Origin of the sequence: Agaribacterium sp. ZY112, from assembly GCF_041346925.1 — a bacterium.
Classification (GTDB): domain Bacteria; phylum Pseudomonadota; class Gammaproteobacteria; order Pseudomonadales; family Cellvibrionaceae; genus Agaribacterium.
In genome coordinates, this window is sequence record NZ_CP166840.1 from 2,184,998 (window position 1) to 2,205,254 (window position 20,257).

15 protein-coding genes are annotated in these 20,257 nt (G+C 43.4%); 5 read left to right on the forward strand and 10 right to left on the reverse strand.

Features of this window, described 5'->3' with window-relative positions:
- The first annotated feature begins 15 nt into the window (after nt 1–15).
- Nucleotides 16–1,566, forward strand: a complete 1,551-nt coding sequence (locus tag AB1S55_RS09605; RefSeq protein ID WP_370977786.1) for a TolC family protein — start codon at nt 16–18, stop codon at nt 1,564–1,566.
- Between the two features lie 107 nt (nt 1,567–1,673).
- Here AB1S55_RS09605 and AB1S55_RS09610 read toward each other — a convergent pair whose 3' ends face one another.
- Nucleotides 1,674–3,857, reverse strand: a complete 2,184-nt coding sequence (locus tag AB1S55_RS09610; protein ID WP_370977787.1) for a hypothetical protein — start codon at nt 3,855–3,857, stop codon at nt 1,674–1,676.
- Nucleotides 3,847–4,077: a hypothetical protein gene (locus AB1S55_RS09615; RefSeq protein WP_370977789.1), complete on the reverse strand. Its 231-nt coding sequence runs from the start codon at nt 4,075–4,077 to the stop codon at nt 3,847–3,849. Before AB1S55_RS09615 ends, AB1S55_RS09610 begins: the two co-directional genes overlap by 11 nt.
- A gap of 606 nt (nt 4,078–4,683) precedes the next feature.
- Here AB1S55_RS09615 and AB1S55_RS09620 point away from each other — a divergent pair.
- From AB1S55_RS09620 to AB1S55_RS09630, 3 genes are all read left to right on the forward strand, one after another.
- Nucleotides 4,684–6,051, forward strand: a complete 1,368-nt coding sequence (locus tag AB1S55_RS09620) for a vWA domain-containing protein (RefSeq protein ID WP_370977791.1) — start codon at nt 4,684–4,686, stop codon at nt 6,049–6,051.
- Nucleotides 6,052–6,246: 195 nt separating this feature from the next.
- Entirely contained in the window at nt 6,247–6,600 is a 354-nt protein-coding gene (locus AB1S55_RS09625; protein WP_370977793.1) for a DUF3302 domain-containing protein, read from the forward strand.
- On the forward strand, nt 6,600–7,559 hold the full coding sequence (locus AB1S55_RS09630) for an HlyD family secretion protein (protein WP_370977795.1): 960 nt from the start codon (nt 6,600–6,602) through the stop codon (nt 7,557–7,559). Before AB1S55_RS09625 ends, AB1S55_RS09630 begins: the two co-directional genes overlap by 1 nt.
- 173 nt (nt 7,560–7,732) lie before the next feature.
- Here the strand turns inward: AB1S55_RS09630 and AB1S55_RS09635 are convergent, their stop codons facing one another.
- The 3 genes from AB1S55_RS09635 to AB1S55_RS09645 form a co-directional block, all read right to left on the reverse strand.
- Nucleotides 7,733–8,296, reverse strand: a complete 564-nt coding sequence (locus AB1S55_RS09635; protein WP_370977796.1) for a hypothetical protein — start codon at nt 8,294–8,296, stop codon at nt 7,733–7,735.
- Between the two features lie 52 nt (nt 8,297–8,348).
- Complete coding sequence (locus AB1S55_RS09640) at nt 8,349–8,690, reverse strand: hypothetical protein (RefSeq protein WP_370977798.1); 342 nt, start codon at nt 8,688–8,690, stop codon at nt 8,349–8,351.
- A 336-nt stretch (nt 8,691–9,026) separates the two neighbouring features.
- Nucleotides 9,027–10,151 carry an alpha/beta hydrolase gene (locus AB1S55_RS09645; protein ID WP_370977799.1) on the reverse strand — a complete coding sequence of 375 codons (1,125 nt, stop codon included), beginning with the start codon at nt 10,149–10,151 and terminating at the stop codon, nt 9,027–9,029.
- A 203-nt stretch (nt 10,152–10,354) separates the two neighbouring features.
- On the opposite strand from AB1S55_RS09645, the gene tsaA reads away from it, so the two are divergent.
- On the forward strand, nt 10,355–11,092 hold the full coding sequence (tsaA, locus tag AB1S55_RS09650) for a tRNA (N6-threonylcarbamoyladenosine(37)-N6)-methyltransferase TrmO (RefSeq protein WP_370977800.1): 738 nt from the start codon (nt 10,355–10,357) through the stop codon (nt 11,090–11,092).
- Between the two features lie 62 nt (nt 11,093–11,154).
- Here the strand turns inward: tsaA and AB1S55_RS09655 are convergent, their stop codons facing one another.
- The 5 genes from AB1S55_RS09655 to AB1S55_RS09675 form a co-directional block, all read right to left on the reverse strand.
- On the reverse strand, nt 11,155–12,156 hold the full coding sequence (locus tag AB1S55_RS09655) for an acyltransferase family protein (protein ID WP_370977802.1): 1,002 nt from the start codon (nt 12,154–12,156) through the stop codon (nt 11,155–11,157).
- A gap of 75 nt (nt 12,157–12,231) precedes the next feature.
- The gene (locus AB1S55_RS09660; protein WP_370977804.1) at nt 12,232–14,637 is read right to left on the reverse strand and encodes an agarase; all 2,406 of its coding nucleotides are present in this window, start codon (nt 14,635–14,637) and stop codon (nt 12,232–12,234) included.
- A 28-nt stretch (nt 14,638–14,665) separates the two neighbouring features.
- Complete coding sequence (locus AB1S55_RS09665) at nt 14,666–17,101, reverse strand: ABC transporter permease (RefSeq protein ID WP_370977805.1); 2,436 nt, start codon at nt 17,099–17,101, stop codon at nt 14,666–14,668.
- 14 nt (nt 17,102–17,115) lie between these two features.
- Nucleotides 17,116–19,569, reverse strand: coding sequence for an ABC transporter permease (locus AB1S55_RS09670; RefSeq protein WP_370977807.1), 2,454 nt, complete (start codon nt 19,567–19,569; stop codon nt 17,116–17,118).
- Nucleotides 19,562–20,257 carry an ABC transporter ATP-binding protein gene (locus tag AB1S55_RS09675; protein WP_370977808.1) on the reverse strand — a complete coding sequence of 232 codons (696 nt, stop codon included), beginning with the start codon at nt 20,255–20,257 and terminating at the stop codon, nt 19,562–19,564. The genes AB1S55_RS09670 and AB1S55_RS09675 overlap by 8 nt, the downstream gene beginning before the upstream one ends.

Consider the following 20,257-nt stretch of genomic DNA (forward strand, 5'->3'; position numbering starts at 1 on the left):
CAAAGTACATTGGTTATGACAAAGGTGTGTGCAGAAGAGTTAGATTCAAGCTCTGAAGCGAGTGCGTCAATTACCATTGTTACAAGTGTAAAGCCTGAGCAGGAGGTAAGCTCCGTATTTAGTACAGCGCTAGAATCAGGGCTTAAACCAACAGCGTTAAAGCGTAAAGTAATAGCGCTGGAATTAAAACAAGCTATTGATTTAGCTTTAGCGAATAACTACCAACTACAGTTCTCTTCATTAGAACCTGAGCTTGCAAAACAAGCCTTAGATTTAGCCCGAGCTGTACATGAGCCTGAATTTTTTGCCTCTTATAGTCAGAGCCAGGGGCGTACACAGGCAGCAATTGTCGATTTACCTAAAGGCAGCGAGCAAGAGGTTGCAGCGACAGGTTTAAGGGGGCAGTCTTCACTGGGAACCCGTTGGAATTTAGGCGTGGATGCAACAGCCTTTGATGCCAGTGTACCCAGTGCGCAAGGCTCAGGCTATTTTACTTCTGTTGAAGTTGTTCAACCTTTGCTGAAGGGCGCTGGTAGGGCAGCGGCTAACTCCGATGTTCGTTTAGCTAAAAATGGAGAAAAAATTAGCCGTTTACAGCTAGAGCAAGCACTGATGCACATAGTTGTTGATGTTGTTTTTGCTTATGTCGATGTCTATGCGGCAGAACAGTCGCTAGTGATTGCAAAGCAGAATCGAGATCTAGCAAAGCAGACCTTAGATGAAGAACGTGAGCGCCATCGTTTAGGTCGGGCTGCTTCTTCCGACTTGTATCGCCCGGATGCTACTTATGCGCTTAGGCAAGATGCGGTTATTCGAGCTGAGCAGAACTTACGTTTTCGAGAAAACCGTCTTAAGGCTTTAATCTCAAATGAGCAGCAAGACTTATTAACTTACAGCATCGATGTTGGTCAGCTTCCTCGTTTTAAGCATCAAATGTTTGATGCTGCGTCTGATTTTGAGCAAGCTTTAAAGATGCGCCCTGATTTTCGTATTGCCGAATTACAAAAAAACAATAGTCAAGTTGAGCTGGATAGGGATAAACGCAACCGCTTACCACAATTAGATCTGGTTCTACGTTATCAGGGCAGTGGTTTAAGTGGTGATGCTGACTTTTCTTCAGCTTATGATAATTATCGAGCTAATGGCCAAGATGGGCACTATCTTGGTGTTAATTTTTCGGTGCCAATAACCAATAAAAGGGGCCGTTCACAAACTAAGCTAAGTGAAATTAAGCTCTCTCAATCACGTATTGAGTTAAAGCGTTTTGAGCAACAGATATTATTAGATTTAGATACTTCGGCATTTCAAGTTGAAAATGAACGCTTGCGTGTAGAAGCGGCTAAGCGTTCAGTGCTGCTAGCTGAACAAACCTTAAAAGCAGAAGAAGAAAAAATGGCAGTAGGACGATCTACCAGTTTTTACGTACTTGATTTACAGAGTCGTTTAGCTGCAGCGCAAAGCCAACACCTAAGTGCCGAGGCGAGCTACCTTAAATCAGTTGCTGAATACTTTCGTCAAAACGGTTCTATTTTAAAAACTTATGGCATAGAAGTGGCTTCTCTATAATTAATACTTTTATTAATCGGAGATTGTTAGATATAAAAAAGGCCTCAAAAGAGGCCGTATAACGATAGTGTTTTAAAACAGTGAACTGCTAAAGCGCTATAACAAGCTTAATCGCTGATTTGAATTTCGCCGGCAATCACTTTAGCTGCATCAGTAATGGTTGGCATGGTTCCAATATCAGCACTGTTTTGTGTTTCAGTTGGTACAGCGGCAGCGGGCTCTTGAATTGTTAAGCTTGAGCACTGACCATCGGCAGTGGCCATCTGCTGTTCAATTTCACGAGCTTTGACAACAAAATTGTTATCGCTGTCAACGGCTGCACCATCGGCAATAGCAAAAAGTGGCTGGTGGCGTTCACTTTCTTGCTGGTGCGGAATGCCCCAGAAATCGCCATTACCTCCGTAGTTCAGCATAAAGACTTGGCCATCAAAGTCGCGAGCATCACCACTGCGATCTTTGGCGTCGCTGTGGGTGTAACGAATTTGAATGGGTTTATCAAAGCTAATAAAGTTGCCGTCGCTATCCTTAACGGCACTTAGTTGGTTCCAATTGTTAGGGCCGGTTTCCCATATATAAAAGGTACTTACCACTTCAGGATCGTAAACGTCCCAGTGGTTTTGCAAGGTTGCTGCGGTAGCGGCGTCGACTAACATGCCAGAAGCGACGCCCCATTGGTGAGATGAGCTTTGCATGTCACTGACACTAACTGAGCTCGCTAAAACCACAGGCTCACTATTACTGTCGCGCACAAGTGTTAAGGCGTTGCTTCCCGTCTCGCCAAAGCTATAAACAATCGCATCGTCGCCGATGGCCTCGTAAGGGCTGTTAACACCGTCATAGTTTTGTAAGTCACTCGCTTCTAGAGTGCCAATCGGGCAGCGCTCAAAACAGTGTAATTCTAAGGCGCCATTGGCAAAGACATCTCCTGCACCATTGATCACCTGTTCTTGATAGAAGCTTAAGTGTGTATCGCCACTTTGATAGCGTACCTCACCACCAAGTTGCTCACTGTGCATATAGAGGCTATCGAAGCTTTCAAGCTGGATCAGTGTGGGAGTCAGTTCGGTAATTTGCTCTCCGTCCTGGCCGTGGCTCATTCCGGCTACGATATAAAAACCATTTTCACGATATTGAACTAGGAAATTATTGTAGCCGGCCTCTTGAGCTTCATGACTCCAGTATTGAAAGTCTATGCCTGCGGCGTCATCAAGACTTAAGCGCTCGACGGTTTTCTTTATTAGCTTGCCGGGCGCTCTAACTACGGTAAAGGTCTCGGGGTTACTATTGTTGTTAAAGTTTTCTTTGGTGATTTCATCACCGTCAGCTAATGCGTTTTCGTCATCGGTCCATATGCCCCAATAACCCACATGGCCGTGGCTATCATTGACATCGTTACCGTCACTGTCATAGCGGAAGGAGAAACCAGAATTAAGCTCTACGCGTTCTCCTGTCTCGGCATCGTATAAGTCATAGCGGTGTACCGTGTCATTAAACTCTGTACGGCTTAAGCATTGGCCTTCGTTGTCACCATTTTGAAAGCCGAGGCTGTCGTAGTTGTCCGCACCCTGTACTAACACATGGTCATCGTTAAAAGCCAAGGCACTTGCGTGGCCGAAGTCACCCCATTGCACTGCGGTTAAGGCGTAGCCTTCACTGCGGTCATTGGTCATGACGGCGCTGGCGCTTTGTGATGAGACATGATCACCGCGTTGATCACTTTCGAATAGGGTGAAACCTATATGGTTTTCTATATCAACGGTGCGTAATTCACCGCCGCCTCGACGGTTACTGTCTTCGATGTTGTTGAAAAAGTCGAAGTTAAAAATGAAGGTACCAAAAGGATTACTCTCGCTGGCGCCTTCGGCAATCAAGGCTTTAAACTTAATCGCTTGGGAGTGCTCATCATCGCCCATCTCTGGCATCCATGCACTGATAACTAAGGGGGATAAGTCCGATTCACGAGTGACATCAACAATCACTTCTACATATTGCGGTGCGCTACTGCCAGAGCCTCCAGAATCATCATCGCTACCAAAGCAGCGCTCTTCGTCAGCGAGGACTAAATACGGGCCATCGTTAACAAAGTCTGTGGTACGCATTTGATCGGTAAAACATAAAATACTGTTTGCCAGTTCTAATGGCTCAAGAGCTTCATTCCATACATGGCTGCGTTGTTCGTCGGTGCGGTAATCTGTGCCAGCATCATCAAATGCGGCCCAAGCGGGGCTGCAGCAAATGGCTGAGATTGCCAAAGAGAGACCAAGCTTTTTAAAGTTCTGATTAGTTTTCATTGGTGACAACCTCTAACTTACTGGGCAAGGTGAGCTCGCTGCTATCAACGGCTTCGCTGAGCTGAAATGGATCGTTGGAGCCCGAGTCGGTATTTACGTTGTCCGTATTTGTGTCTGCTCCTTGAGCGGAGGCATTACTGTCAGAGCCACCGCTGCTGCAAGCAGATAGGCCATAACCTACAAATAATACAAATAAAATAGAGCTAATTTTTTTGAACATGTTTCAAATTCCGATGTAGAGAATAGTCAATGAATGAAGCATGTCTCTAGTAATAGCAAGCCTTGAAAAAGCTCAATAGAATGAATAGATATTAGTGAGGGAACTCGTAAAACTTATCTGTTAAGTTGTTGATTTATAAGGGTTTATTTGTCTTGATTTAGAGTCTTGGCGTCAGAAATTTGAGCTATATTAAGTAATCGCTTTATCGCATCACACTTTAAGTGTTTTGGTCTATAAGGCTTGTTTTGCTGCACTGAATCAATGGGGGCATATGGGGGAGGAGTGGAGCTTAATACTGCAGCTCTATTCAATGAGCGCAATTAGAGCGGGTAATACGGTTATGGTCTTGCGTAAATGTCGTTTATATGGTTTGTTTTTTTGGGGCGCCCCCGTCTTATTGTCTCATTCTTGGCTTTATTGTCTTTTATTTGCTGGTTTTTTGCTCTTTTTGTTTATAAAAAGAATGTTTTTATCTCTTTTTCTATTGGAAAAATGTGATTTAGGTCATAAAATGCGCGCTCAGTTTATTTGGACATCATTTATTAAGCCATTTGGGTTCTTTAAGGGACGTTAAGAGTGAGGGGTGTAACAGTGAAGGGAGTAACAGTGAAGTTAATTCGACATAGTATATATGCGTGTTTTTCGTGTTTGTTTGCATTTAGTGTCAATGCAGCACCTAGCGCCAATGTGGTCATTCTTATGGATGCATCAGGAAGCGTGGGTGATGAAGCCTTTGAAGATGAAAAGCGTTATGTGGCCGAGCTGGCATCTTCTTACCAGCTTGAGCAAGCACAAGTAGGGGTTATTCGATATTCAACCGGTGCGCAGGTGATTCACTCTCTTGGTGATAATCAAGATCGTGATGCTCTAGCTTCTAAAATTGCAGAGACCGAATTTGTGAAGGGGCGAACCCATACTCGTACAGCCGTTGAACTGGCGATGGATGAGTTTGACATGTACTCATTGGACCCAAATCATAAACGTATTTTAGTTCTCTTAACCGATGGCAATCCTTATCCGCTTGAGACACAAGGGGTCTGTGATTTAGCAGGTGCTTTAAATGCCCGTTCTATTAGTACTGTAGCGATTCTTGTTGGGCCAAGTATTAATCAAGGGAATCTGAGCTGTATTACGGAAGAGGGGGGACTTGTTTTGTCCAATGATTTCTCTCAAATAGGGCACGATATGTCAGATGGCGGTCATGCGACTTTTAAGCCAGCCTTACTGCACGATTTTGACCTAGATAGCTTACACAATAATGACGAGTTACTTACAGACAGCGATTTTGATGGTTTGCCAGATTATATAGACAGCGATGATGACGGTGATGGTGTTCTCACCTTAGCCGAAGATAGTAATGCCGATGGCAATGTTCTTAATGACGATAGTGACAGAGATGGTATTGCCGACTATTTAGATAGTGAAGTCACCCCGTTTGCTGTTGATGCTGTTGCAGGCCCGGATCAGTATGTTCTTGATCGAGTAACTTTAAGCGGCTACAACTCAACCGTTGAAGCTGGTTTTGAAAACGCTGAGTTTACATGGACCATCGAGCAAAAATGTATGTCTGACATGCTCTGTGAGCCCGCCTTTGATGTGAACGGTGTTGTTGTTGATATTGAGCTTGCCTCACAAGGTGAATATATTGCCACCTTGTTCATTGAAGATGTAAACGGTGTTAGTCATTCTGACAGCCTGCGTATTGCTGCTTATGGTCATGCTTATACTCAGGAGCAGGTTGATGCGATGATTGCTGCTGCGATTGCGGATTACAAAGCAAATGATCCACGCCTTCAGCGTAAAAAGCATAAAATTGAGCGTTTAAAGAAGCGTCTTCATAAGAAAAAGACACGTCAACAAGTGCTTGAGTCTTGGGTTGAAACACTCAAATCTAGAATAGTTGCTTTGAAGCAGCGCTTAGATATTGAAAAAGAGCGTCGTTTAATTTTACTTGAACGTCAAGCTCAGAATTAAGCCTTATTAAACGCCTTGCTATTTTGCAGGGCGTTTTTTCCTTCCTTCATCTCTTATCTTTAGTTATTTATTGATCCTGCCTTTGTTGCTGAGTTACTTGGCCTTATTTAGGCTATATAGCAGTGCCAACTATATAGTGTGTTGCCTTTTCGCGTTAAAATAAGATTTGATTCTTACCGTCAATAAGGAGCATTGATGCTCGATTACTTCGCCCTAGGCTTACTCATTTTTGTTTTTATTACCTTGTTTTATGGGGTCATTGTTATTCACGACATCCCTTACGAAATCGCCAAAAAACGCAATCACCCGCAGCAAGACGCCATACATGTTGCCGGCTGGGTAAGTTTATTTACTTTACATGTGCTTTGGCCCTTTTTGTGGATCTGGGCCACTTTGTATCGAGAGGACAGAGGCTGGGGCTTTACGGACGGCGCACAAGGCGGCTCGGGTATCGAGGCTCAACTTAAACAAGCTCAAGAGCAAATTAGCTCTCTCAATGAGCGCCTTCAAGATATTGAGCAACAAGCTCAACAAGGAGGGCAGGGCTAATGGATATCTTATTGGTATTAACCTATGTCGCGCTTGCCACCGTTGTATTTAAAGTATTTAAGATCCCTTTAAATAAGTGGACCTTGCCAACCGCAGGTTTAGGTGGGTTATTTTTGATCGGTGCCATCATCGTGATAATGAACTACAACCATCCCTATTCAGAAACAAGCCGTGAGTACTTTGCTTCAACCCCAATTATCCCTGCGGTAAGAGGGCGAGTGGTTGAGGTTAACGTGCAAGCTAATGAAAAGGTTAAACAAGGGGATGTGCTCTTTCGTATAGACCCCGCACCTTTTCAAGATAAAGTGTCGTCGCTCGAAGGTCGCTTGGTGGCAGCTAACGCTGATCAAGAGCGAGCGCAAGAGCTTGTGCGCCGCAAAGTGGGTACTCAGCGTGATTTAGACCAAGCCAAAGCGCTTGTGTCTCAATTAGAAGGGGAGCTGGGTGTCGCGCGTTACAATCTCGAGCAATGTGTCGTACGTGCGCCTACTGACGGCTGGGTGACCCAGCAGTTTTTGCACCCCGGAATGATGGCTGTGCCGATGCCTTTACGACCGGTTATGGTATTTATTCACGATGAGCACTATCAGTATGTGGGCTGGTTTAGGCAAAACAGCACCTTACGTCTAAAACCTGGTTATGAAGCCGAAGTGGCTTTTGATGCCATTCCCGGTAGCGTCTTTAGCGCCAAGGTAAAAGCGGTGTTGCCAGTAATGGCTCAGGGTGAGTTACAGGCAGGTGGCCACCTGTTAAGTAGTGAGCGAGAAACCCACCCGGGTCGAGTGCCTGTGATCTTGGAAATTGATGATCCAGAGTTTATCGCTCTCTATGATCAAGTGCCCGGAGGCTCCTTTGGCCAGAGCGCCATCTACTCGGATCACTTTGAGCACCTGTCTGTTATTCGTAAAGTGCTATTGCGTATGAACGCTTGGATGAACTACTTGTTCCCTTTCCATTAAGCTTAAAGCTCGGTTTAAGCGGGTAAATATGAAGCCAGAGTGAATCGCTCTGGCTTCATACTTTTAAGATATAGCAAGGGACGGAACTTAAGTTATTTCAAGGGAAGGAACTTAAGTTATTGCTAGGGGAAGAGCAAGACGATGTCGGAGGTGTGGGCCGTTAACAGACGGTACTATATTTGTAAAAGCAGACCGATATTAAACCAAATATTATTTTCGAATTGATTGCTTTTAACGGTCGCGTCACCAAGTTCAGTATCGTCATAGTGGTCTATCGTATATCTGAAAGGCACACCAAGATCCCAATAAAGAAACGGCACCCCGAAAGCGGATTCTTGGCGATACCCAGCTTTGATGCCTATCGTTGGCGAACTATTGCTCAGGCTTTGCTTTGTGTGAATATTCCTGTATTCATTTGAATAATACCCAACAGAGCCGCCAAGATACCATCCGCTATAAAACGGTTTTGTTAAAAATAGCTCATAACCGTATATATCACCTTCGACGCCATCGCCATCAACCGCTGTAGCAAAGTTACTTGATAAATGCGCTTCGGTTGCCGCAACATTCATATGCGCGATGGTAAGCCTCCAGCTATCTTCAAAGGATAAACCTGCTTCCCCTGAAAAGTGACGAAAATCATTAAACGCCATTTCACCAAGATCATATCCCACAAAAAGCTTATTTGCAGATACAGACCCAGCTATAAAATAGAAGCCTAATAATAAGTAGCGCATTTGTTAATTCCTTCGCTTTATCTCACTGTAAATACTTAAAGTAATGGTGCAGTTATATGTTGCTTTTATCTTTTTTATCGGGGTTTACGATTTTAATGGCTGCGAATTTAGTTAATGCTAGGGAAGCACCAAGTAATAATGGCGCCATAAAAAATAGTAGCATCGCTCCGTTATTTGAAAAACCATTAACAGCACTAGGGAAGTTTGAGTCAAGCAGGTAGAGACAAAGAGCAATCATTGGTAGTGCAAACAACAAAGTTAATAAATTTATTAGTACTTTTTTAGCAAGGTTTAGCGAGGAATAATCCTTACGAAGGGAGGGGAACACTAGATTAGTAATGTATTTCCCAAGAAAGATGAGGATAAGAAATATTGGCAGAAATACTAAACCCATTTTTGCTCCTTGCGACTGTTGTTATAGCTCTGGTGGTTTTTTAAACCCAGTTGTAAACGCATGGTTAAGTGTTCGTTGGGGGCTAAATATATCATTTTTAAATGAGAAACTTCCGATTCTTGACTGTTCTTGACCAATAATGGACATGCAATCGGAGGTGGTGTTCAGGAACATCTTTATCTCTGGGTGTTCTAACGGATAGTGCACATTTCTGCTCGCTGGGATCGAGCAGTCATTGTAGTGCCGAATATTTCTCGCACTGGCATCAGAATGAGCAGCTGCCGTTTTTCTTTTTGATAGGGCTGGGATAAAGACGCAACTCTACCCCAGTTATCCTTATTGCTTATTAAAATAAACCTGAGTACCGTGGAACCAGCTTAATAACTGGCCGTCTTCTGTTCTGCTAAGAATCAAACCTTCGCCTTGACCATAAAGCTCGCTTGTTGAATTGGCTTTTAGGGTAAAGGCTTTGTAATTTTGATAGGCGTAAGCTAGGCGTCCATCTCGCTCAATAATTTTAAACTCGTCTTTGCCGTCTTCACTAAGGTAGTGACCTGCCCAGTGTTTTAGTTGTTCCTCAGATAGAGGTAAATCTTGCTTTTGGAATACAAACTGCAAACCACGAGTATAACTTTCTGGGTTTACTGCCGAGTGGCCAGCGCCGCTAACTTCGTGCTGGTTAAAGCTTAAATTAGTAAACTCGCGAGCCGCCAGAGCAGTGCCAAAGGCTTCGACCTGCTCGCCGTAGTTAAAGGCGTGTTCGTATTCTCCCCAAGCTAAATAAGCTTGTTTTTTACTGCTTAAATAATCTTGTGGCGTATCAGCGAGTGTTTTCATCAATACGCTATCTCCCCAACTAACGACAGGGCTGCTGGCGATATAGGCGTCGAAGGTCTCAGGCGCAGTGAGTAGGGTGTAGAACACAAATAAGGCGCTGCTGGAGCCACCGGTAACGACGCGCTTAGGAGCCTTGCCGTATTTGCTTTCTATGCTTGGAATAAGCTCTTTGTTAAAAAAGGCCTGAAAGAGTTTGGCATCACCACCTTCCGGAGCAAAGTCTGTGGGCACAGGGCTTAAATCATTATTGCGTTGATTCAGGTCTTTCCAGGCCACACCGACCAAAATGACATCGGGCATGGATGCATCGTACCAAAGCGCACCGGCTAAGTTATAGATCAGCGGCAGTTGCCATTGAGCATCAAGTACGTAGATAACTGGGTAGTCGTTTTTACTGTCGTAGCCATTGGGTAGTCGTACGGTGATTTGGTAATCACGGCCTGTGTGTTCAGAGTGCATGTCATGCATTTCTGCGCCCCAAAGACGGAAAATATTGTCAAACATCTGAACAGGCTCAGCTTCGGCTTGAACTGGCTCTTGGCTGATTTCCTGTTGGGCACAGCCTGTGTTCAGTAGTGTTAGGCTAGATGTAAGCAATAAGGCAGTACATAGGCGGTAAAACATAGATAGCTCGCTTGTTCCATTTTACGAATAAGGGTGAGGGGGCTGAAAATAAGCGCGGTGAAAAGACAAAAAATATATCAAACTTGGCAAATGCTAGCGAGTAAAAGCTGTTCTTTTTAGTTTGAGTTTCCTCCAGTTACATTCACTCGTGAAAGCCGCTTGGGTTATAGTGAGCACTACAAGTGGTAAAGCAGAGCGTAGTTGTGAGTCACACATATCAGATGCAGAGCATAGGCATCGTACATTCGTGTTTTAAAGAAAAATTTGGCATTCCCCGCCAACCCGGTTTGGCCTCCGAAGCAAAAGCAACACTTGAGCTTTTGGCGCCTTATAACCGGCCAGAGTGTGTTGAAGGTTTAATGACGGCCAGTCACCTTTGGTTGCAGTTTGTTTTTCACGCGGTGCCTGAAAACAATTGGAAACCTACCGTAAGGCCACCGCGCTTAGGTGGTAATAAACGCATGGGGGTGTTTGCTACCCGGTCGCCAGTCAGGCCCAACCGCCTAGGGTTGTCTGTGGTTAAGTTAGAAGGTATAGACACATCTAAGGGTGTAACGCTGCTGTTATCGGGTTTGGATTTATTAGACGGAACCCCCGTGGTTGATATTAAACCCTATGTTCCCTACGTAGACGCACGCAAAGACGCTACAAATGACTTTGCCGAAACCGAACCTGAGCTGCTAGCCGTTCGTTTTTCGGAGGCGGCCCAAGAGCAAGTTACTCAGTTACAGATTTCCTATGATAAAAATACACACGGGCAGCAAGCGATAAATCTACAGCGTTTAATTGAACAAGTCTTGCAGCAAGATCCTAGACCTAAATATCAAGCTTTAGATGAAGAGCGTGTCTACGGTATGCACTTGTTGAATTTTAATTTGCGTTGGTTGTATAAGGCCGATGTGCAAGGTGTGTATATTGAGGTCTTAGAGTTGCTTGAGTAAATCTAGGGCAGAGTTTTCTCTACCCTATTTCTTTAAGCTTTCAATGCTTAAAGGTCGTAGGCCTATCGCATGCCAAGTAATACACGAACATAAGGTATGGGTTTGACTAACAAATAACCAATGTAGCTCACAGAGATGGTACAGGTCACAATGATAAGAAACTGAACTTCAGCAGGTAAGGAGACCGGTAGAATCAGTTTACATATCGTATACATAACCATCATATGCAATATATACATAGGGTAGACAGCAGGGCTAAGGTAGGTAAGCCAAGCCGACTTTTTATTTAAATATCGATAAGATAAACCCAAAGCAGATAGCAACCAAAGGCTTGCTTCAGTACTCAGAAGTAATGTGGGGGGCTTATTTTGCCAGAGCAAAACCCTAAATAGATACAATGCTAGAGCGAGTGTTAAATGAATGAAACCACTTCTGCTTAAAAACTCCCAACTTTCTGATTTTGCTAAGGCAAAACCATAAGTAAAACAGATTACGCCAACGGTTAAGCCATGTAATGTAAAGGCGAAGGCAGAATATTCTGAATAAGGTATCAGGAACGATTCTATCGCTAGTAGTATCGGTAAGCTATAAACCATCAATAAGGTGTTTTTCACCTTAAGCTCTCGAAGTGCATACATTGGAATGATACCAATGAGCACATAAAGGAATATGTTAAATAGAAACCATAGATGCCCTGGGTTTAATGACCAAGCATACGATTGATTCGTTCCTGTATAAAATAGCCAGTAGTGAATGGGGACTATAAAAATAGTTCCAAAAATAGCGGGTAGTAAAATACGTTTAGAGCGCTCCGACAATAATTGTCTTTTATTGCGCTTCTTAATAATCAGAGCAAAGCCGATTCCAGAAACAATAAAGAGCAATGGAATACGCCATATGTTTAGTGCCAGCATAAGTGACCATAAGCCTTCTAAAGATTCGTCACTCTGAGGGAATTGTACAAATTCTCTTGCCCAAGATTGGAATACTATCGCTGAGTGGTAAAGCATCAATAAAAATATCGCAATAACTCGAAGTGCATCTATGTCGTAACGGCGTTGCATCTTAATTGTTCCTGGTTCCTGAGTGTTATTGTTGGAGACAGGGCAGTGACTCCGTCTCCAACCACATCTTCCGTTTTATTTGTTTTGATTATAACGGCGTTGATAAAGCTCTTCACCTATCTCTTTAGCTGCTACTACCATCGCTTCATAAGGTGTGTCGGTGACATTGACCATACCGTTGTTATAGTTTTCGCCGTCGTAGGCGCGGCCAGGAATGGGGCTGTCCATATACTGGAACATATGAGCGCCAACAAAGTTAGGGTGATCGAGTACGGAGTAGAGATAGTTTTTAAATTTAAAGGCTCTATCATCTTGGTCGGCGGCAATAATAATACCTGGGTGTACGTGGCCTGCATCGGCTGAACCAAAACTGAACTCACCAACCAGTGCAGGTGCATCGATGTTTTCCATAAATTGCCACTCGCTCGGTACAAGCCCTTCTTCATATAAATTAAAGGTGATGACATCCATATGGCGGCCGGCGGCCTCAACGATTTCTATCGGCATGCCCCAAACAGGCAGACGGGACCCTAGATATAGGTGGTGTGGCAGCGTTGCTTGAAGTGCACGATTTACCGTGCCAAAGTACTGATCACCGTAGGCACTTAGCATCAGGGCGTAGTCTTCTTTTTGTTGCTCTGTTTTAAAGCTTGAGTCGATGCCTTTTTCAAAGTCTTGCCAAGATTTAATGTTTTTACCCCAAGCTTTATTGAGTGCTTGAATGCTTTGGTATTTGTCTCTCATCATCTTACTAAAGTGTGCTTTTGCATGAGTTTCAGACGCATCCATTTTTAAGGTATTTAAAATGATGCCGTAATGAAGCTCATCACTTTCTAGACGGCCAAAACTTTGTTCGTTATCGAGAAAAATACCCATGCACCAAGGGCTGTTATTAATTTGCTTGGCAACGCCGTCAACGGCTGCGATCGCACGCTCTTTAAAGCGAGGGTCCCAAGGGTCAGGCACGCCGTGCCAAAAATCAAAACCACTGCTTAGGGTGTCAAACTCACCAATAATATCGGCAAAGGCAACATAGGGCATTTGCTCATTGCTGTAATACTCTTCTTGAGCCCAGTTGCCTAAGGATGTAAAACCCCAGTTGCGCATGCGTTTTAAAGTGATCTCACGCCAAGTATCTAAATACGATTCAGGACTTGTTTCGCCGTATTTACGTTCTAAGTTGGCGCTGTAAAAACTATAAGTTTCACCGTGTTTAAGAGGGCCGCTTTGGGTTTCTCGGCGGTAACCATAATGATTACCTAGTTCGTCGTTGTATTCTGGCAACCAAGTAAAAATCTTACTGCGGGTTTCGGAGGCTAAGCTGCGAGAAGGCAGGGCTTCGTCGGCAATACGGTTTAAGGGTTGATCATCTTCCGATACCAACATATCACTGCTGCGTTTAGGAACGTATTTCTGGTCAAAATCATAGCCGGTCAGCGTAGATGAATTGGATAAACGCAAAATATCTATGCCGGTAGAAAGGTATAAATAACCTTCAGGGTCAACCAGCCACCACTGGCCATCGATTTTTTCTGTGCGGAAATGACCGCTGGCTTTTAAGCGAGGGCCGTCAGCCCAGCCGTTAAATTTAGAACGCCCAGTAAACGCTTTGTCACTCAGAGAGGCCAGCTCAGCATCTCGCACTTGAGCGAGTTCTTTATCGCTGTGTATTTTACCTTTGTATTCGACTCTTGTATTTTGTCCGTACTGATCGATCAAACCAACTAAAAAGTCTTTGTCCATTTTAGGGTTGGCACGTAAACGAATATTGTCGATAGTGAACTCTCTATCACTCAACATACCTTTTACACTAAAGGTAATACCAGTAATGGCGCTGAGGTCCAGACGTTTTTTCCCCCACAAAGAAAACACTTGGTGGTCGTCACTTTGCCAAGTAGGTGGGTTACTGCGAAAACCAGAGGCAAAGTTGAATTCATTGGCTGTGGCCCAAGGAGGATCCATTTGATCTTGGCCATCCATTTTGGCGTACCACGTTTCAGCCGGACCTACGGGCACCACTAAAGCGCGAGAGTAAAAGTCGCCGTTGTTATCAAACATGTCGATGTCCACCTGCACACTTTCATCACCAAAGTTGGCAATATCAAATGCGAGGTGGAAGTCTTCATACATGCTCCAATCCCAAGCTTTTGTTGGCCTTAGGTCTAAACTTGCTTCATTGTGAGCTTGAGTTTGTACTTTTACATTCAGTGAATATTTCCCATCTAGTGCGTTTTTATCTTTTACTAAATGCATGCTTCCATGATTCGTTGAAAGGTAGTCTGGAATACGACCATCCTCAAAGTTAGCGATCACGATATCTTTATTAGGTTGTTTGGCTGATGGCTGATCCTTGGTTGTACCTGAACAAGCACTGATGGTCAGTGCTAAGCTTCCAACAAATGCGTATAAAAAGTGTTTTTTGTAGTGGTTTTTAAAATGGATGTTCAAGTTTTTATTTAAATAGCACTTTATTTGTTTCATGATATCTACCTTTTATTAGTTATTTATATTATTCGTATCGTAAACTGTGAATGGGGCGCATCATGGCGCTTCGCATAGCGTGACTTGCAACGGTGATCCATGCGATCACTAAAGCAATAAAACCTGCATTAATAAAAATCCAAGGGCTAAGGTCGATACTTTTATGAAAGCCAGAGAGCCAGTTCTGCATCACTATGTAAGTCACAGGCCAAGCTAAAGCATTAGCAATCAAAACAAGAAGACTAAAATCTCGAGTCAGTAGTTTTACAATGTCGAAAACAGAGGCCCCTAAGCTTTTACGAATGCCTATTTCTTTTTTTCGAGAATCTGCAGTAAAAGCAGCTAAGCCAAATAGCCCCATGCAAGCAATCGCAATAGCCAATAAAGAGAACAAGGCAAAGACTTGAGCTTGTTTATCTTCGGCTCGATACATCGCATTAAAATTATCATCAAGAAGGGTTTGGCTAATCGGACGGTTGGGAACCATCCCCTTCCAAGTGTCTTCTATAAACTTAAGTGCGGGTTTTAAACGCTTAGGTTTAATTCGAATGCTAACAAAGCGTTCTTCATTTTTAACAAGGTGGTAAACTTGAGGTTTGGGTTCATCGCGTAGAGAGCCAAACTGGACATCTTCGACAACACCGACAATGCGGTAGTTGGTTGAACCCGGAGGGAAAGGGATTTTAATGATTTTATTAACGGCTTCTTCTGGGCTGTAGTTAAGTGCTTTAGCTGCTGCACGGCTAATAACTGCAATGCCTGATCCAACAGGGTTTGCATTAGTGGGTACTTGTACAAATTGATCACCTCTATCTTCTGAGAAATAACGCCCAGCTAATAGTGGTATTTGGTAGTGCTCAAAAAAACGATAACCCGCATTTAGTGTTGGCAGTGCGACCATAGTATCTGCGACTATGTTTTTCCCCTCGGGTACATAAGACCAAATATCGCGAAGTGCAATAGTGGGCAATTGTTGTGCAGCTGCAACTGAAACGATATCTGGGTTTTGTAAGAGCCGTTCACGTAATACTCTATACATAGCGTTTCGATCGCCAAAGCCTTGGGCATAACTTAGGGATATAACCACGTTGTGGTCTTTGTTATAACCTGGGTCTTGATCACGGGCAAATGCCACTTGTTGAACCACTACTGTAGTAGCAATTATTAGTCCTATAGACAGTGAGAACTGAATGGTAACAAGTATTTTTCGTAGGTTAAGTGCATGCAAACCGTGGTGTTTTTGACCCTTTAGCACCTGAGTGGGTTTAAAGGCTGCTAAGTAAAAAGCAGGGTAACTTCCAGAAAAACAGCCTACAACAATAATGCTTAGTATGAGCCCACATAAAGCGGCAGGGCTATAAATGATACTGATATCAAGCGGACGTTGAATAAAACTTGAAAAAATAGGTAGCGTAAGCTCGACAAACGCTAAAGCAAGCAGCATCGAAAAAAGAGAGAGCAATGTACTCTCACTGATAAACTGAAAGATGAGTTGACTTTGGCTTGCCCCCACAGTTTTTCGCATGCCCACTTCTTTTGCTCTTTTACTCGCCTGTGCCGTGCTTAAGTTCATGAAATTGATGCACGCAATAAGCAAAATAATAAGGGCCACAGCGGCAAAACTTGCAACCAGAACAAAGCTACCATTACGCTTCATTTCATACATCTTATTCGAGTGTAGATGTATGTCACGTACAGGCTGTAAGCTCAGACTTTGGTCTTTAGCAATGTCTTCACCCAGCTCTTGTAAAAGCGCTGGAAATTTACTTTCAAGTTGTTGTTTATCTACTCCTGGTTTTAAGCGCACATAGGTATAAAAGTTGTTAAAGTCCCAGTTGTCGAAATCTTCTGGCACATAGCGGCGCATGTTTTCTAAAGCCAGTAGCATGCTGAAGTTCAGATGACTATTTTGCGGCAAATCTTTGATGATGCCCGTGACTTCCAGTGGCTGTACTTCATAAGCCATTAAGGTATTACCAAAAGCTTCTTGATCACCAAAAAAGCGTTTGGCCGCACTTTCTGTTAGCACTATCGTATTGATTTTATCTAACGCATGTTTGGCATCCCCTTTAATAAACTCAAGTGGTAAAGCTGAAAAAATAGCGCTGTCGGCCATCAACACATCGTCGACATGAGCGTGGAAATCACCTTGGCTCATCGGAATGCTTGAGCTTAACCCTAGCTGACCTATACTTTCGATGTCATCAAAACGGCTTGTTAATAATGGGGTAAATGGCGCTGCCACGGCTGCTAGATGCATATCCTCAGCAGCATAATGCCGGCTTAGCCTATAGGTTCTATCTACATCTTTTAGCTCTTTGTCATAACTGGTTTCAAACGCGACAAAACAAATAATAAGAAGGCATGTTGCTAGACCCATTGCTAAACCGACTATATTTAAAGCACTATAGAGGGCATTAGCGACAAGGTTTCTTAAGGAAATAATCAGGTAGTTATAAAGCATGCTTGCCTCTCTTTTTACTCATAGCGGAGGCTTAAGGTGGGGCGTGTCATGGCCGCCTTTGCTGCTTGACTGGCTACGGTAAGCCAAGCCAGAACTAGGGCAAATACACTTGCGCTAATAAAGATGATTGGGCTTAAGGTGATCGTATGGCTAAATCGTTCCAGCCATAAACTCATTACGTAATAAGACAGCGGCCATGCGATAAAATTGGCAAGAAGCACTAAAACACTAAACTCTTTTGTGAGTAATAAGACAATGGTTTGTACTGAGGCGCCTAGAACTTTACGTACGCCAATTTCTTTGGTTCGTCTGTTGGTGCTAAAGGTTGCTAGACCATAAAGCCCAAGCGAAGCAATAAGTATGGCAAGGCCTGAAAACATGGAGAGCATGGTGGCTTGCTTTTCCTCGCTGTCATACATCGCGATAAAACGCTCATCGAGAAAACTGCGGTTAATGGCGCGATTAGGTAGGAGCTCTCTCCATGTATCATCAACAGCTTTAAGCGCGCTCTGCATATGGGCCGCATCGATTTTAATAGAGATACTCTGGCTAGATTCTTCAACCAACTGATACACCATCGGTTGTTGTTCTTCGAGTAAGGAACTAAAAAAAACGTCTTCCACAACACCAATTATTGTATAGTGATTAATGAGGCTGCTATCTTGTTGAGTTCTATTTACATTCTCTCTTAATACTTTGCCAATAGCCTGTTCAGGGCTATAGCCTAGTTTCTTGGCGGAATCTCGGCTGATAATGATGTTGATTTTTCCAACAGGTTGATCGTTATTTGCAAAGCGTGAATAGGCATCATTGTGGCTCTCGCTAAATGAACGCCCTGCGATAAGTTTAAAATCGTAATGCTCAATGTAATTAAAACCAATGCTTACGACACCGAGTACTTTGGCCTCTTCGTCATTTGAATAATCACTGTCTTCTGGAAAAAATAAGACACTATTTCTTAATGAGCTTGCCGGTGCTTGGCCTGCATGAGTGATGGATAAAATACCTGGGTGTTGACTTAATCGTGCTCTCATTTCCTTATATACCGAAAGCATATCTTGTAAGCCAACGGCATAAGGCGTGCTTAATACTAGATTTTGCGCACGGCTATATCCTGGGTCTATATTTCTTGCGTAGTTAGTTTGCAGGACAACAATGCTTGTACAAATGATTAGGCAAATAGAGATAGCAAACTGCAACAGCACCAAACCTTTTCTTAGTCTGATCGATGTCGTGCTTTGTGTGGCGTGGCCTTTAAGAGCTTGAATGGGGTTAAAGTGGCTTAGGTAAAAGGCTGGATAGCTGCCTGCTATACAACCGACTGCGAGGGTGAAGGCTATAAGTTGCATGATACGTTTTGTCGTATAGAGATCAGCATTTTGCAGTGGGCTATCTACAAAATTTGCAAACCAAGGTAGGCTTAGTTCAACCAAGACGCAGGCAAGTAACATAGCTGCAGCCGTTAGCAGGCAAGCTTCACCTAAAAATTGAATGCTGAGTTGCAAGCGGCTTGCGCCCACACTTTTACGCATACCCACTTCTTTGGCTCGCTGCGTCGCTCTTGCAGTACTTAAATTCATAAAGTTAATACAGGCGATCAACAAGATAACCAAAGCCACAGCGCTGAAGCTAATAATGGTGATGTAGCTACCGTTGCCAGGCATTTCAAAGCGTAGGTCGGAATGTAGGTGGATGTCTTTGATGGCTTGAAGTATTAATTTTTGGTCTGCGATATCAGGGTTAGTTTCCCCTAGTAGGCTTGCAAATTTATCTTTAAGTTGCGCTATATCGCTGCCTTTTTTTACTTTTATATAGGTGTAGTTACTGTTGTTAGTCCAGCTTTTCATTGCTTGAGGATAAGCACGCTCAACACTGACGAGTGATGCAAGCATGCTGAAATTTAAATGAGTATTTTCTGGTAGATCCTTAATAACCCCAGTTACTTCAATATCAAATTTACCAAACATCAGTAACTTTTTACCGATAGGGTCTTCTTTTCCAAAAAAGCGTTTGGCTTGCGTTTCAGTCATGACCAAGGTGCTGTGGCGATTTAATGCAGTAGTAGGGTCGCCTGCGATAAACTCGAGTTGGAAAAAATCAAATACGTTCTGATCTGCCCACAATAAGTTTTCGATACTAAAGTGTTTGTCGCCATAACTAAGGGGCATGTTGCCGCTTATGCCTAAGCGAGTAATGTCTTCGACATCACTAAAGCGCGATTCAACAAGGGGTTTAATAGGGGGCGCTACCGTTGCAAGATGGTCGTCATTACCACCGTAATAACGAGTAATACGGTAAATATCATCGCTGTTCTGCCAGTGTGTATCGTAACTGCGCTCGTAATTGACAAATTGCATAATTAACATACATGCCGCTAAGCCCAGTGCTAATCCTAGTATGTTAATAGCGCTAAAAAGTCGATTGCTAGCGATGGTTCGCAGAGCAATGAGTAGGTAGTTTTTAAGCATAATTGGCCGCCGCTTTGACTTGATTCTCACTTACTAACTGGCCATCAAACAAGTGAATCATTCTATTGGCGTATTCAGCGTGATATTGGCTGTGAGTTACCATTAAAATAGTGGTGCCGCCTTCATTGAGCTGCTTGAGGATATCCATAACTTCATCTCCATGTTTGGAGTCGAGATTACCCGTTGGCTCATCCGCTAAAATTACATCGGGCCGTGAGGAGATCGCTCGGGCAACGGCAACACGCTGTTGTTGCCCACCGCTTAATTGTTGAGGCATATGTGACGCACGGTGAGCGATATTCATTTGAGCCATTACTTCATCGACTCGCGCTTTACGTTTACTACTGCTCATACCTTGATAAAGCAGAGGTAGTTCAATATTTTCGGCTACGCTTAATTCGTCAATTAAATTAAAACTTTGAAATATAAAACCAATATGGCCCTTGCGTTTCTGAGCTAAACGGCGCTCTGAATATTTACTAATGTCTTCACCATTAAATAAATAGGCACCGGAGCTTGGGCTGTCTAACATACCTAGGGTATTAAGCAGCGTTGATTTACCACAGCCAGAGGGGCCCATGATGGATAAAAACTCACCCTGTTTAATATGCAGGTTAATATTGTTAAGTGCCGTGGTTTCGACATCGGCAGTACGATAAATTTTGTTGATGTTTTCTAGGCGTATCAT

Excerpts from the sequence above, each read along its gene's own strand:
- AB1S55_RS09605 (WP_370977786.1), top strand. The coding sequence starts at position 16 with ATGACAAAGGTGTGTGCAGAAGAGTTAGATTCAAGCTCTGAAGCGAGT.
- AB1S55_RS09610 (WP_370977787.1), bottom strand. The coding sequence starts at position 3,857 with ATGAAAACTAATCAGAACTTTAAAAAGCTTGGTCTCTCTTTGGCAATC.
- AB1S55_RS09615 (WP_370977789.1), bottom strand. The coding sequence starts at position 4,077 with ATGTTCAAAAAAATTAGCTCTATTTTATTTGTATTATTTGTAGGTTAT.
- AB1S55_RS09625 (WP_370977793.1), top strand. The coding sequence starts at position 6,247 with ATGCTCGATTACTTCGCCCTAGGCTTACTCATTTTTGTTTTTATTACC.
- AB1S55_RS09630 (WP_370977795.1), top strand. The coding sequence starts at position 6,600 with ATGGATATCTTATTGGTATTAACCTATGTCGCGCTTGCCACCGTTGTA.
- AB1S55_RS09635 (WP_370977796.1), bottom strand. The coding sequence starts at position 8,296 with ATGCGCTACTTATTATTAGGCTTCTATTTTATAGCTGGGTCTGTATCT.
- AB1S55_RS09640 (WP_370977798.1), bottom strand. The coding sequence starts at position 8,690 with ATGGGTTTAGTATTTCTGCCAATATTTCTTATCCTCATCTTTCTTGGG.
- AB1S55_RS09645 (WP_370977799.1), bottom strand. The coding sequence starts at position 10,151 with ATGTTTTACCGCCTATGTACTGCCTTATTGCTTACATCTAGCCTAACA.
- AB1S55_RS09655 (WP_370977802.1), bottom strand. The coding sequence starts at position 12,156 with ATGCAACGCCGTTACGACATAGATGCACTTCGAGTTATTGCGATATTT.
- AB1S55_RS09660 (WP_370977804.1), bottom strand. The coding sequence starts at position 14,637 with ATGAAACAAATAAAGTGCTATTTAAATAAAAACTTGAACATCCATTTT.
- AB1S55_RS09665 (WP_370977805.1), bottom strand. The coding sequence starts at position 17,101 with ATGCTTTATAACTACCTGATTATTTCCTTAAGAAACCTTGTCGCTAAT.
- AB1S55_RS09670 (WP_370977807.1), bottom strand. The coding sequence starts at position 19,569 with ATGCTTAAAAACTACCTACTCATTGCTCTGCGAACCATCGCTAGCAAT.
- AB1S55_RS09675 (WP_370977808.1), bottom strand. The coding sequence starts at position 20,257 with ATGATACGCCTAGAAAACATCAACAAAATTTATCGTACTGCCGATGTC.